The 12,102-nt window shown below is 54.7% G+C and carries 16 protein-coding genes; 10 read left to right on the top strand and 6 right to left on the bottom strand.

Annotation, left to right across the window (positions count from 1 at the left end; all coding sequences use genetic code 11):
* Window positions 1-621: 621 nt before the first annotated feature.
* The 10 genes from GTQ55_RS16725 to GTQ55_RS16680 all read left to right on the top strand — a co-directional run bounded on the left by GTQ55_RS16725 (window position 622) and on the right by GTQ55_RS16680 (window position 6,108).
* Entirely contained in the window at window positions 622-1,044 is a 423-nt protein-coding gene (locus tag GTQ55_RS16725; RefSeq protein ID WP_161859753.1) for a hypothetical protein, read from the top strand.
* 116 nt (window positions 1,045-1,160) lie between these two features.
* Window positions 1,161-1,718, top strand: coding sequence for a hypothetical protein (locus GTQ55_RS16720; protein ID WP_161859752.1), 558 nt, complete (start codon window positions 1,161-1,163; stop codon window positions 1,716-1,718).
* Window positions 1,719-1,812: 94 nt separating this feature from the next.
* Window positions 1,813-2,298 carry a hypothetical protein gene (locus GTQ55_RS16715; protein WP_161859751.1) on the top strand — a complete coding sequence of 162 codons (486 nt, stop codon included), beginning with the start codon at window positions 1,813-1,815 and terminating at the stop codon, window positions 2,296-2,298.
* A gap of 152 nt (window positions 2,299-2,450) precedes the next feature.
* Complete coding sequence (locus GTQ55_RS16710; RefSeq protein WP_161859750.1) at window positions 2,451-2,795, top strand: hypothetical protein; 345 nt, start codon at window positions 2,451-2,453, stop codon at window positions 2,793-2,795.
* A gap of 140 nt (window positions 2,796-2,935) precedes the next feature.
* On the top strand, window positions 2,936-3,451 hold the full coding sequence (locus GTQ55_RS16705; RefSeq protein ID WP_161859749.1) for a hypothetical protein: 516 nt from the start codon (window positions 2,936-2,938) through the stop codon (window positions 3,449-3,451).
* Window positions 3,452-3,548: 97 nt separating this feature from the next.
* A complete protein-coding gene (locus GTQ55_RS17805) occupies window positions 3,549-3,917 on the top strand; it encodes a zinc ribbon domain-containing protein (RefSeq protein WP_202620641.1) in 369 nt (122 codons plus the stop codon).
* Window positions 3,918-4,807: 890 nt separating this feature from the next.
* Entirely contained in the window at window positions 4,808-5,002 is a 195-nt protein-coding gene (locus GTQ55_RS16695; protein WP_161859748.1) for a DUF3185 family protein, read from the top strand.
* 89 nt (window positions 5,003-5,091) lie between these two features.
* The gene (locus GTQ55_RS16690; RefSeq protein WP_161859747.1) at window positions 5,092-5,493 is read left to right on the top strand and encodes a hypothetical protein; all 402 of its coding nucleotides are present in this window, start codon (window positions 5,092-5,094) and stop codon (window positions 5,491-5,493) included.
* Between the two features lie 57 nt (window positions 5,494-5,550).
* A complete protein-coding gene (locus GTQ55_RS16685; RefSeq protein WP_161859746.1) occupies window positions 5,551-5,727 on the top strand; it encodes a PLDc N-terminal domain-containing protein in 177 nt (58 codons plus the stop codon).
* Window positions 5,728-5,775: 48 nt separating this feature from the next.
* Complete coding sequence (locus GTQ55_RS16680; RefSeq protein ID WP_237567736.1) at window positions 5,776-6,108, top strand: cupin domain-containing protein; 333 nt, start codon at window positions 5,776-5,778, stop codon at window positions 6,106-6,108.
* A 126-nt stretch (window positions 6,109-6,234) separates the two neighbouring features.
* Here GTQ55_RS16680 and GTQ55_RS16675 read toward each other — a convergent pair whose 3' ends face one another.
* The 6 genes from GTQ55_RS16675 to GTQ55_RS16650 form a co-directional block, all read right to left on the bottom strand.
* A complete protein-coding gene (locus GTQ55_RS16675; RefSeq protein WP_161859744.1) occupies window positions 6,235-7,488 on the bottom strand; it encodes a heme biosynthesis protein HemY in 1,254 nt (417 codons plus the stop codon).
* A complete protein-coding gene (locus GTQ55_RS16670) occupies window positions 7,485-8,987 on the bottom strand; it encodes a uroporphyrinogen-III C-methyltransferase (protein ID WP_161859743.1) in 1,503 nt (500 codons plus the stop codon). Before GTQ55_RS16670 ends, GTQ55_RS16675 begins: the two co-directional genes overlap by 4 nt.
* A gap of 214 nt (window positions 8,988-9,201) precedes the next feature.
* Window positions 9,202-10,023: a uroporphyrinogen-III synthase gene (locus GTQ55_RS16665; RefSeq protein WP_161859742.1), complete on the bottom strand. Its 822-nt coding sequence runs from the start codon at window positions 10,021-10,023 to the stop codon at window positions 9,202-9,204.
* Between the two features lie 16 nt (window positions 10,024-10,039).
* Complete coding sequence (hemC, locus tag GTQ55_RS16660; RefSeq protein WP_161859741.1) at window positions 10,040-10,984, bottom strand: hydroxymethylbilane synthase; 945 nt, start codon at window positions 10,982-10,984, stop codon at window positions 10,040-10,042.
* A 69-nt stretch (window positions 10,985-11,053) separates the two neighbouring features.
* Window positions 11,054-11,485 carry a Holliday junction resolvase RuvX gene (gene ruvX, locus GTQ55_RS16655; protein WP_161859740.1) on the bottom strand — a complete coding sequence of 144 codons (432 nt, stop codon included), beginning with the start codon at window positions 11,483-11,485 and terminating at the stop codon, window positions 11,054-11,056.
* Window positions 11,486-11,494: 9 nt separating this feature from the next.
* Window positions 11,495-12,079, bottom strand: a complete 585-nt coding sequence (locus tag GTQ55_RS16650; RefSeq protein WP_161859739.1) for a YqgE/AlgH family protein — start codon at window positions 12,077-12,079, stop codon at window positions 11,495-11,497.
* Window positions 12,080-12,102 lie beyond the last annotated feature (23 nt).

Here is a 12,102-nt window from a genome sequence, read left to right as displayed (position 1 = left end):
ACGGGCCTTCGGCCCTCCGCGGGACAGCTTACCTTGTGCACGTTTTGCGCAGGTCGCTTTGCTCCCATTTTTGCGCAAATCGCGCACAAGGTAAGCTGCCCCTGCCGGCGGCGTTAATTGTAAATTCGGGTATAGATGAAATCTTCAGTTTTTTTTATTCTATGTATATCTTTAGTCCTTCCTGGTTGTACAGTTCTCGGGATGGCCGTCGATAAAAAATTTAACGATTTTGAAAACCGTGATAAATCAGTGCTAGACACAAAAACCTACGATCATTCTGGTATGAAAGCGGGGTTTGAGGCTGACAAGAGAATCGTTAAGGCTGTACTCGAGTCAACTGGCAAAGAAGATGACGAATCTTTCGTGGGTGATCGAAATGTTCCAGTTCAGTGCCAGCCGCCATTAACCAAAGTTTGCTCTGCGAAGGAAAACGTGTGTATCTGTTCGAAGCCACGCGGTCCCAATTAACAATGCTAGGCAGAATACTCCGGGCCTCTGGCCCTCCGCGGGACAGCTTACCTTGTGCACATTTTGCGCGGGTCGCTGCGCTCCCATTTTTGCGCAAAACGCGCACAAGGTAAGCTGCCCCTGCTGGCGGCGTTAGCTGTCCGAAGGAACGTTATGGAAGATCCTCAAAAGATATGGTCTGAGTACTACGAGAGAATTCTAAATAGGAAGATTGATGAGTCCAAAATGGCTTGGGAGCAACTCCATCAAGATGGAGTGTCAGGCAATACAATTTTTGCACTAGACTTCGAGCATTTTGGAAATGATAAAGAGAGCATAGAAAAGCAATCTAAGCAGCTCTCTGAAAACTATGAGGTAGATATTTCTGGGCCTGATGAAAAGGGCTATTTTCAACTCACTGGAACTACACGCCCTTATGGAGTCGAATTTGAAAAATCAGATTTCATTGCCTGGGTAGAGTTTATGTGTGAAGTATCTCAGTCGTACGGCTGTGTCTTTTCTACCTGGAAGTTAGAAAGTCCCAAAATGGGCAAGTCGTGGTCCAACGCAGATTTCGAGTCTGAGAGATACAGCTAACATGCAATGCAGCCGACGTCTTACTTTGTGCACTTTTTGCACGGTCGCTGCACTCCCATTTTTGTACAAAAAGTGCACAAAGTAAGCCGCGTCTGATTGCGGCGTTAGGAGGCCCATTGAAGATTTCGCGTTTACTTGTTGTGCTTTCTTTTATAGCTCTATCTGGTTGTGCTGTAAGTGCAGCTTCGAAATATAATCGACTATCAATAAGCATAGTTACTAAGGAAAATTGGAAGTCTGACTACAGAGTGCATGTAAATTGTCCTGAAGAAGTTAAGTCAATCGCAGTTTCTCCAGTAATACCTCTGCCTCCAATTATTCCGGTTGGTTTTCTAAATGAAGATAGATCTACTTTCATTGTGCAGACTCCGCATGGAGTCGATGTCACCGCGAAATTTGTTGATAAAGAGGGTGCTGAGGTCCAGCTCCCAATTAATGCCGAAAAATGGTCGGGAAATGAATATGCTGTAGCTCCTTATGTCACTTGGTCATTTGAAGTTGGCTCGACTTGTAGGGCGCTTGATGACCATATGTTCTATGTGAAAATAGTGGATTCAGTCGGTCAAGTATCAACCGCCGAGTTTAGTTTGGATTTTGTCGAGGGCGATCTAAGGCTCGAGTCCGGCTATATTAGTGCGCAGACTCCTAACAAAGCGCTGCGGACCGACGCCTAACGTTGCGCACTTTATGCGCGGTCGCTTCGCTCCCATTATCGCGCATAAAGTGCGCAACGTTAGCCGCGGCTGAGCGCGGCGTTATAGGTCACGCATGAAAAAACTCTTTCTACTCGTCCCAGCGTTCTTATTAAGTGGGTGTGTGGCTACAGCAACAGTAGTAGCTTGCGCTACAAACTCTGAACAATTTCCAGAAAAAAAGATCTATGATCTTTCGCTTTCTGCCTCAATCGAAACCGCGAGTGGCAGTGAATCCAAAGTTATACCCGTTCAGTGCGTATATGTGGATCGTAGCTGTGGAGGTGGTGATTGGTACTTCAAATGGAGTCAAAAAGTTGAAGAGGGCTTATTTTTTAAGTTGAATAAAGGCAAGTCGCTTGTATTTGAAACTCCAAGTTGTAGCACTTTGCTGGAATTTTTAGGGAAAGAATATCCCTATGGAGGCTCTAATATTATTTCTAATGGAGAAAGTTTCTCTATTGGGAATGCTAACTTGTCAAAAAATCAAGCCAAGTCTGTATTTGGAGTTAGGCTTTTGAATTTCTCCATTACTGAGAAGAATGATCCACCAAACCTATAACAATGCCAGGCAGCAAGGTTCCGGGCCTTCGGCCCTCCGCGGGACGCCCTACTTTGTACACTTTGTTGCGCGGGTCGCTTCGCTCCCATTATCGCGCATCAAAGCGCACAAAGTAGGCTGCCCCTGCTGGCGGCGTTATGGCACGATAAGAAATGACTGACTTAGTACCCTTCATTGCAGTATGGATAGGATTAGTATTTTCTCTGTACTGCCACAGTCGCTTCTTGAGTCAGTTAAAACTGACTCACCCCATGAAATTCAAGGAACTTGGCTCACCATCAATATTTACCAAGTATCCAATTTTTGGAAAATCGCAAATTGTTAAAGATTTGTCACGAGATAGTTCGCTCACAAAATACGCAGAGTTCATGAGAAAGAGTGAATGGAATAAAATGGGTGATTCAAGACTCAAGAAATTTGCAAGATATAGGCTTTATGCACAGGTTCTGTCAGTGGTGTCTTTTTTATTCCTGATCGCCACATGGTGGAGGCCATAACAAGGCCGGGCAATTCGCTCCAGGCCTGCGGCCCTCCGCGGGGCAGCTTACCTTGTGCACGTTTTGCGCGGGTCGCTGCGCTCCCATTTTCGCGCAAAAAACGCACAAATTAATCTGCCCCTGCTGGCGGCGTTAAATATATGAGAATAATTAAGCTAGTTACTGCACTTTTTATCACACATATAAGTATTATTTCCGCAGCTGAAGATTGCAGCGGGGTTACGTGGGATGGAGAGAGTGAGACCCCTATAGAGATTTCTCTCATTGAGCCGAATGCCAAGCCGGTTCAAGGAGCTAAAATTCGAATTGTAAAGCTAGATCGAAAAGGTGATAGAACAAAAAAAGAGTGGAATACTTTCATTGGACTAAGGTCAGTTGAAGGCTCCACTGACCCTAATGGAAAACTCACTCTAAATCCTGTGTTGGCGAGATATGGCTTTGATCCTTCTGCAGTAGAGGAAGATTTTAAGGTAGAGAACTGCGCTCCTTATGAAGGATTCTCGGGGTTGGAGAATTACATCATAATTGAAAAAGAAGGTTTTCATACCTTTAGCGCTCAATTATCTGAGTTACAAATTGGAAGCACTGGCCGCTTTTATAGTGGGGAGAAGGTCAGAGGTGATTTGCAAGTTACCTTGCTCAGGGAAAATATTTAACATGGCCATGAACTTCGGGTCTCGCGGCGCCGGACAGCCTACGCTATGCTCAGGCTGCCGGTTATGGCAACGTTAGGCAATTTACAGGCATCAGAAAATGAAAATTGATTATTCTAAATACACAAGAGATGAACTGGAGCAAGCATACTGTTCGATAAATGTAAGCGAATATCCGGAACGGTTTGAAGAGATCAAAAAGTGGATTGAAATTCGTGACTCGGAACCGCAGCCAAATCCAAATCCAGCGCTCAGGATCGAAGGGAAAATGAGGCATATTTGTGCAAAGTGTGGCCATGAAAACTACGATATAGGAGAGTTTCATGCCGCAGGCAGTGGGCTCGCCAAAATGTTTGATATTCAGTCTTCTAAATTCACTACGGTGTCCTGCAGGCGCTGTCATTACACGGAGGTATACCGTTGTCCCAAAAATCGTATTTCTGATGTTCTCGACTATTTCGTTGGATAGTATGCCTAACAAACTAATTAACTTCGCGCGCAAAAGACGCGCGCCGGGCAGCCTATGATGTGCTTTGGCTACCGGTTATTAGAGCGTCATATAGCTTTAAAGATGTTTCGTAAATTAGAGAAGTTTTTCATTTTTTCCTTAGCCATGAGCCCGTTAGCATTTAGTATTTTATTTTTGGGCATCATTTTTGAAGTTCTTTATCGGGTCGGGCGAACTACCGAATTCCTAAAGCCCGGATATGAATGGCTATATCTATCCTATTGCGCAGGATTCGCGGGAGTAATGTTGCTGGGTAAGTGGGCGTATTATCTAATTAAGCATATTAAGGGGCGGTGCTGATAGCCATTTAACAAGTGCCGACACAATCGCGCACTTTGTGCGCTGGACTCGCAACAAATTGCTCGCCTGTGCCGCGAGCGTTAAGTACTATCCATAACGGTAAATCATGAAATACAAATGCTGTCTTTGTGATAAAAATTTCAATGCGGTGGAGGCCGTTGATGGATTTGATCAAGGGTATAAAGTAGGGTTCCTTTGTCCCAAATGCGGTGGAAATATACAGGATAAGATCCTGTCTTCTAAAGTAATATATTCCAATAAGAAATCATCGAGATTCTTTAATACGCTTTCAGCAATTGCCATCGGATCGCTAGTGTTGGGTCAAATTTACGCGGCATCATCGAGTTTCAGAGTAGTTTCCTTTGGCCTTTTGGTGCTTGCGCTGATATATGCACACTTCAAGTTTCCTCACGACTTGTATAACAAAGTCTTGTCCACACAAGCTGGGCCAGGAAAATATGGTTAAAATGCATGCCAAGGCGGAGCAATTTATTGCGTGCCTGAGTCCCGCCGGGCGCCAACCCGCTAGTAGAAAACTATCTGGAGTTTGAATGAGTACGAATAAAAGTATTGGGATTGTACTAATTGTCGTTGGTGTTGCACTGGCGCTCTGGGGTTACAACATTTATGACTCTGCGAGCGCACAGATTGGACGAGCGCTAAGTGGCAATAGCCCCATTGAGGCGTGGGCTGGGATGGTTGGGGGAGCTATTTGTCTCGTCCTTGGTGTTCTCAAGGTTAAGTAACAAAAATACGAGCGAACTCGTTGTTGGCTCTTCTTCCTGAATCGCGCGACGCTCTTCAATCGCACAAGTTTGTAATTAGGTGGTTATATATGAGGTTTATCTCTAGTCTCTTGTTGGTCGGCTTTTTCCTGGCCGCGGACGTAAGGGCTGCCGATCTTGAGGGCGTGTGGGAGCTGGTTTCCGGCGAATATCGCAATGAGCATGGTGAAATGATTGCCTATGACACCATTGGCCTTGAGTCATTGAAGATACTCTCTGGTACACATTTCAGTTTTACTTCGATGAAGGCGGACAAGTTCTGGGCGTCGGGAACGGGTACATACTCCTTCGTGGATGGGGAATATGTGGAGCAGCTCAAATTCAATTCCTTTGGCGAGAAGCCGGGTGCGCGCTTTGCCTTCACGGCAGAGCTGGATGGAAGCTACTGGCGTAACGCCCGCTGGGACGGTGACGTCAGGGTTGAATACGAGGTCTGGCGGCGCGTGGAATGATGCGGGCGCAATCTATACTGTGTGCTTACTGTTAATAGGGCACAAGAGGACAGGTCTATGGAAGGGATTCTAGGGTTACTGATTCTGATAGCGGATATCTACGCCATCGTAAAGATCGTGCAGAGTTCGGCGAGCGGTCTCAAGAAGCTGGTTTGGGTGCTGATCGTGCTGATTCTTCCGGTTATCGGGTTGATCGCCTGGTTCCTGCTGGGTCCGGGCGGACGCGCCGGGTGAAATGGCAGCTGGCCTGATGGGGCGCGGACGTTGACGGATAATGGCAACGTGTTCGCAGCGTTGCCCGATGCGCTGTCCGGTGAGGTGTTTGAAGAGCTTGTTCACGCGGGCAGCGTAAGAATCGAACGCATTGTCTCCCGAGGGCAACAGACGCCAGAGGGCGACTGGTACGACCAGCAAGAGCACGAGTGGGTAATCGTATTGCAGGGGGCTGCCCGCGTGATCCTCGAAACTGCCGCCGGTGATTCCGACGAGTCTTCGGTCAACGAGGTCGCGCTTGAAGCGGGGGACTACCTGAATATCCCCGCGGGTTGTCGTCACCGGGTCAGCTGGACTGCCCCGGACCAGGTCACGATTTGGTTGGCGGTGTTTTACCGCTGATGGGAAGTTTCCCGACCAGGCCGGGTATGATCCCTAGAGAAATTAAGTAGAAGAGTGGCTTCGGGTGTAGTTCCGCGTTGCCCGGGCTGCGCATTTTATATCGCTGGCGCCGCCCGGTGGCAGTGCTCAGGACGCTTTGGTACTGAGCATGCTGCTGTTCCCATCAGGCAAGGGAAGCTGTGGCAAGTCGGAGACGGCCTGTAGCAAGCCCTGTTCATAGAGGCGTGCAGCCTGTTCTTTCTCTCCCAGTGCATATAGGAGCCGCGCCAGCTCTGCGGAGGTGACGGGATCCGAGCGCAGTAGCAGGCTCTTCTCAAAATATTGTCTCGCCTTGCCCCAGATTTCATTGCGCAGGCAAAGGCGGCCCAGGCAGGTCAGCAGGTCGGCGTTTTCTCCATACTCTTTCTGCCAGCCATCGGCGACGCCCAGTTGCTGGTTGGCGTCGGCGCCGGTGAGGTGACCGTAGAGGCGTACGGTATCACCGCGCCATTCGCGGTTCAGGATCCAGCGCAGGTGTTTTTCCGCTTCGACGTCGTCATCTACCTTGTGCAGCATTTCCCCGTACAGGTTGCGCAGCTCGATATTGCGCTGCCAGCGGCCATTGAGGCTTTGCCAGATTTCCCGAAGCTTTTCCCGGTCCTTGCGATTGGCGGCCTCACGCAGCAGGTTCTGGTACACCTCGAGTTCCAGTTGCTGCAGCTGGGATTCCGGCATGGTGCCGTATTTTTCCAGGCGCGGCAGCAGTTCCCGGAGGCCATTCCATTCACCGATATGGTAGTAAGCCTGGCGCAGCAATTGCAGCAGGGCGGGGTGGTTCGGTTCTTCCTGCATGGCGCGTTGCAGGCTGGCGATACACTGTTCGTAGTGTTTATCGAGTAACTGCATACGCGCCTGGCTGATGGCGACAGCAAGCTGGGTGTCATCGCCGGTGGCCTCGGCCTTGGCCAGGAGTTCGTTGGCTTCGTCGCGGTAGCCAAGTTCAAATGCGCTGCGGGCGGCGGCCAGGTAGTTGATGATGGGGGCGTCGGAGCGCGCGGCGCTTTTTAGCAAGAGCCGGCGGGCGCGGGCCCAGTTGCCCTCCATATACTCCACCAGGCCGTTGGTCAGGCGCCTGCGCGCCATGCGGCTGCGGCCAAAACGAATCCGGCTGACGCTGCCTTCAATGGCGCGGGCAACACTACGCAAAAGCCAGATGGCGAGGAACAGGGCAAGCAGGCCAAGCACCAGGCCACCTACGGCCACCCACAGGTTCATTTCAATACGCTTGCCCGCATCACCGCCTACGGTCAGCAGTAAGTATCCGGGATAGGAGCGCATGGCTTCGGCGAGCAGGGCGCCGCCGAGCAGTAGTACCAGGGCAAAGAAAAGGAAGCGTTTCACTGGAAGCTGCCTCCGTTACCGCTGTCGTCCGCTTGTCCGGAGGAGACCTTGTGCATCCGGTCGATGTAGCTGCGCAGCGCGCTCTGCGAGGCACTGAGGTTGGGCAGATCGGTTTTGATGGTCTCCTGGCTGAGTTCTTCCAGTTCGCGCAGGATCACCTGGCGCTGGGGATTGTCCACGCCGTAGTCGAGCAGTAGCTGTCGGGCCTGGGTCAGGGAGGCTTTGTAGACGGTTTCGTCCGCGCGCAATACCGCCAGCTCGGCCTGTTCCATGTTCAGGCGCAAGCTCTGGCGGAAACGGGTTTCGCTCTGCGGAGACAGTAGTACCGGGTCGACTTCGCCGTCGCGGATGCGTACCGAGCCTTTCAGGAAGTCGACGAAGTTGTCCCAGCTGGAGCGGAAATGGGCTTCGCCAACGTCCTCAGTCTGCGCTTGGTTCTGGGCTGCGGCGGCGTCCCGTTTGGCGAGGTCGAACTGGGGCTGGATATTGAGTTTTACCATCTGTTCTTCCAGCGCGCGCAGCCGCAGGTAGAGCCCTTCCCGGTCCACATTTTCCACCAGTTTGAGGGCGGTGACGTCCCGCGCCAGTTGCTGGCGCACGCCGTAAAGATCGGGCAGGTCCACATCGCGCACGATGGTGTCCACTTCCTGTAGCAGGCCGAGAGCGGCGCGGCTGTCCTGCTCGAGCATCAATCGCTGGTTCGCAAGGCGCAACAGGTAATCGGCCTCGGCCAGTTGCCAGTCTTCGCGGCTGGCATTACCGAGCTGGCTCAGGCGGTTGCCCTGAGCGGTGACGTTGCGCTGCAGGCCGGCGAGCTGTTGTTGGAGCTGCTGGATGGTCTGTCCCTGCTGGGACAGCTGCTGGTTTTGCTGGGACAGTTGCTGGCGCAGTGCGCCGATCAGTTGCGCACTCTGGTCCTTTGGTGGAACCGGTGAGGTGTTCGCAGGTGTCGCGGGTCGCGATTCATCGGCTTGTCGCACCGGTTGCTCGGAGGGTGCGGACTGCTCTGGCGGGGTCTCGGAGCCGGGTTGAGCGCTGACGGCGCCGGTGTCTTGCTGTTGGCTTGGCGCAGGAGTATTCGGGCTACCCTGGGCCGTTGCCGCGTTCTGCGTTGGTGGTGAGATTGTCTCAGGACTGCTGGCAATGCCCGTGAAATGCTTGCCAATCACCGGCAGGGACTGCAGCTGCTGCCCCACCTGCTGGCGGACACCGGGGACCAGGTACCAGGCCGCGACCGCGGCGGCAATTAGCACCAGTATCAGTAGCCAGAACCAGGTCCAGCCGCGGCGTTTACTGGTGGTGCGGGCCTTGGGTGGCTTCTTTCCCGCTCCTGACTTGGTTGCTGCTTTGCCTTCGCGCTTGCCGGGTGTTTCCGCGGCTTTGGCAAAATTGCTTTTGGGCTCGGCTTTGCGGGTCACCATCGGCACGTCTTTGTCATCGCTTTTGGCGTTATCGGTTTTACCCGGGGTGGACGGCGGCGGGGCTTTTTTATCGCTCATGGACTCGCTTGCTCAGAATGGATGCCGGGGTGCATGTCACACCTGCGTTTCTATCATTATCGGTTTCGTCATTACAGGGCTGGTCGTGCATAGGGCCAGCGAAGGCGGTCCCGATTGCTGAAAGAAATTTTGTCGCCAAATTATAGCGACTGCAGCGGTTCTTTATACGGAGTCTGGCGCGGAAATGAAATTTTTTACCGACTCTGGCGTTTAATCAGGAATGGTCGGCGGCCAGAGCGTCTTTCAATGTCGCCAGCATGGCACTGTCGCCGGCGTTGCTGGCGGCGTACACGCGGGGGAAGCCGAGCGCGCGCGCAGTATCCGCCACGCGCGGGCTCGGGCAAATCAGAAGGCTTTGGCGCAAGGCGGTGCGGCCACTGGTGTCGAGGACCCGGTTCAGGTTCTCCAGCGTTTCGCCGCTGTGCACGGTAACTGCATCGGGGATGTGATGATATGCGCGCATTTTTGCGACGGCATCTGCGGGCAGCGCGCGCTGATAGAGTTCGCAGTAGTCCAGGCGCGCGCCGCGCTCGATGAGCGTGTCACCGATCAGCGTGCGGCCGCCCTGGCCGCGGAAAATGATCACCCGCTCGCCGGCAGGTTGCTGCAATGTCGGCAGTGCCAGCAGGGCTTCCGAATCCATGGTGCTGGGTTCGTCGCCGCCGGTATTGCCGGTCTCCGGGGCTGCGCCACGCGCGCGAATGGCACGTGCGGTAGCGGCGCCGATGGCATAAAAGCGCGGGCCCTGTGGCAGTTGCGGCCAGTAATTATCCAGCCAGTCGAAGCCGTATTGCACCGCGTTCTGGGAGACAAAGATGGCGTGGTCAAACTGGTCGAAATCCAGGATCAGGTTTTTGATTGCCTGGGTGTCGCTCTGGCTCCCTTCGCCCGCACCCACGGGAACGATATCCAGCATAGGGATGCAGTCGGTGAGCGCGCCTTCCGCCTGCAGCAGGTCACACCAGCCGCCGCTCTGGTGCGCGGGGCGGGTGATCAGGATGCGGCGGCCGGCGAGCGTCTCGCAGGGGCTGGTCATGGCGAGGGTGCGCGCTTCAGATCGCGGCGAGGATTTTGTCGGCGCCGGCCTCGAGCAGCTGTTCGGCGAGGCGGGTGCCGAGGGTCTCGGCTTCCGCGACGTCGCCGTGGATATCGCTGTTGAGCATGGTGGTGCCGTCGGGACTGCCAACCAGGCCGCGCACATACAGCCGGCTCTTGTCGTCGTCAGCAAAAATGGCATAACAGCCGATGGGCACCTGACAGCTGCCATTGAGACGGCGCACCATGGCGCGCTCGGCGATCAGGTGGTGGCTGGTGTCGGTGTGATGCAGCGGCGCGAGCAGCGCCTCGAGCTCGGGGTCGCGACGGCATTCGATGCCCACCGCACCCTGGCCGCCAGCGGGAAGCAGTACTTCGGGTGCGATAAAGGCGGCAATACGGTCGCGCATTTCAAGGCGCAACAGCCCGGCGGCAGCGAGAATGATGGCGTCATAGTCGCCGGCATCCAGCTTGGCGAGGCGGGTATTGACGTTGCCGCGCAGGAACTTCACTTCGAGGTCCGGGCGCAGCGCCAGAACCTGGCACTGGCGGCGCAGGCTGGAAGTGCCCACCACCGCACCTTGCGGCAGTTCTTCGATAGAGCCGTAGTGATTGCTCACAAAGGCGTCGCGAGGATCTTCGCGCTCGCAGATGACCGGCAGGTGGAGGCCTTCCGGGAATTCCATCGGCACGTCTTTCATTGAATGCACGGCGATGTCCGCGCGTCCCTCGAGCATGGCTTTTTCCAGCTCTTTCACGAACAGGCCTTTGCCCCCCACTTTGCTCAGGGGAATGTCCAGCAGTTGGTCGCCGCGGCTGGTAAGTGGCAGCAGTTCCACGTTGAGGTCGGGGTGGTGTAATTCCAGCTGTTGCTTGACGTAATTGGCCTGCCACAGAGCGAGGGCGCTTTCGCGCGTGGCAATGCGGACGGTGGTGATTGTGGTCTTGGTGGTTTCTGTCATGCGCGGAACGGGATCGATAGGAATTTCCGCGCAATTCTACCAGTTTGCCGGCTCGAGAGGGGGAACTGGCTAGTTACCGGTACTGTGTTGCCGCAACCAGTCTTCTAGAAAGATGCGCGCTGCGATGGAATCCACCGGCTGGTTGGCGTAGTTGCCGCGGTGGCCGCGCTCGCGGGCTTCCTCCTTGGCGGCGCGGGTACTGAGGCGCTCGTCGGCGTATTCCACCGGCAGGCCGAGGCGGCCGTGCAGGCGCTGGCCGAATTTACGGGCGCGGACGCCAAATTCACTTTCGCTGCCATCCATGTTGAGTGGCAGGCCCACCAGCAGCAGCTGTGGCTGCCACTCCTTGACGATACGCTGGACCTGATCCCAGTCGGGCTTGCCGTCTTTGGCGGGCAGTGGATCCAGTTCGCGGGCACTGCCGGTGAGGCTCTGCCCATAGGCGAGGCCGATGGAGCGGGTGCCGAAGTCAAAGGCGAGGGCGGTGAGAGGTTTGCGCATGCGAGGGGCTCAGGCGTGGCCGGACTGGGTGCCGATACCACCCAGGTCAATACCGTGGCGGGCCGCGGCAGTCTGCCAGCGCTTGTCCCAGGGGGTGGCGAAGAGGATTTCCGGTTCGGCGGGGAGCGTCAGCCAGGCGTTCTCGGCGATCTCCTCTTCCAGTTGCCCGGGTCCCCAGCCGGCATAGCCCAGCGCCAGCAGGACGTCGTCCGGGCCGCGGCCGCAGGCGAGGGATTCGATAATGTCTTTGGAGGCGGTGAGGCTGATGTCCTCGGATACCTCGGCCGTGGAAGCGAACTGCATGCCGCGCCCGTGCAGCACAAAGCCCTGTTCCTGTGCCACCGGGCCACCCACCAGTACGGGTTCGTCGCCCCTGAGGCTGGTGTCGTCCAGCGACAGCTGCTCAAACACCTCTTTCCAGGTCACCTTGCTGGGCGCGTTGACCACGATGCCCATGGAGCCATCGGCCCCGTGCTCACAGACAAAAGCCACGGCCTGGTGAAAACGGGGGTCCTGCATGCCCGGCATGGCAATCAGAAACTGCCCGCGCAGGCTGTTGTGGGTGAGGTCGCTGTCGATACTGGATGGCTGCATGGGGCACACGAGGTTGGCACATG

The sequence above is a fragment of the Microbulbifer hydrolyticus genome (genome assembly GCF_009931115.1).
Classification (GTDB): Bacteria; Pseudomonadota; Gammaproteobacteria; order Pseudomonadales; family Cellvibrionaceae; genus Microbulbifer; species Microbulbifer hydrolyticus.
The sequence above is the reverse complement of the archived record's forward strand: the minus strand, read 5'-3'. Positions and strand labels throughout refer to the sequence as shown.

Excerpts from the sequence above, each read along its gene's own strand:
- GTQ55_RS16725 (WP_161859753.1), top strand. The coding sequence starts at position 622 with ATGGAAGATCCTCAAAAGATATGGTCTGAGTACTACGAGAGAATTCTA.
- GTQ55_RS16715 (WP_161859751.1), top strand. The coding sequence starts at position 1,813 with ATGAAAAAACTCTTTCTACTCGTCCCAGCGTTCTTATTAAGTGGGTGT.
- GTQ55_RS16710 (WP_161859750.1), top strand. The coding sequence starts at position 2,451 with ATGACTGACTTAGTACCCTTCATTGCAGTATGGATAGGATTAGTATTT.
- GTQ55_RS16705 (WP_161859749.1), top strand. The coding sequence starts at position 2,936 with ATGAGAATAATTAAGCTAGTTACTGCACTTTTTATCACACATATAAGT.
- GTQ55_RS17805 (WP_202620641.1), top strand. The coding sequence starts at position 3,549 with ATGAAAATTGATTATTCTAAATACACAAGAGATGAACTGGAGCAAGCA.
- GTQ55_RS16695 (WP_161859748.1), top strand. The coding sequence starts at position 4,808 with ATGAGTACGAATAAAAGTATTGGGATTGTACTAATTGTCGTTGGTGTT.
- GTQ55_RS16690 (WP_161859747.1), top strand. The coding sequence starts at position 5,092 with ATGAGGTTTATCTCTAGTCTCTTGTTGGTCGGCTTTTTCCTGGCCGCG.
- GTQ55_RS16685 (WP_161859746.1), top strand. The coding sequence starts at position 5,551 with ATGGAAGGGATTCTAGGGTTACTGATTCTGATAGCGGATATCTACGCC.
- GTQ55_RS16670 (WP_161859743.1), bottom strand. The coding sequence starts at position 8,987 with ATGAGCGATAAAAAAGCCCCGCCGCCGTCCACCCCGGGTAAAACCGAT.
- GTQ55_RS16665 (WP_161859742.1), bottom strand. The coding sequence starts at position 10,023 with ATGACCAGCCCCTGCGAGACGCTCGCCGGCCGCCGCATCCTGATCACC.
- hemC (WP_161859741.1), bottom strand. The coding sequence starts at position 10,984 with ATGACAGAAACCACCAAGACCACAATCACCACCGTCCGCATTGCCACG.
- ruvX (WP_161859740.1), bottom strand. The coding sequence starts at position 11,485 with ATGCGCAAACCTCTCACCGCCCTCGCCTTTGACTTCGGCACCCGCTCC.
- GTQ55_RS16650 (WP_161859739.1), bottom strand. The coding sequence starts at position 12,079 with ATGCAGCCATCCAGTATCGACAGCGACCTCACCCACAACAGCCTGCGC.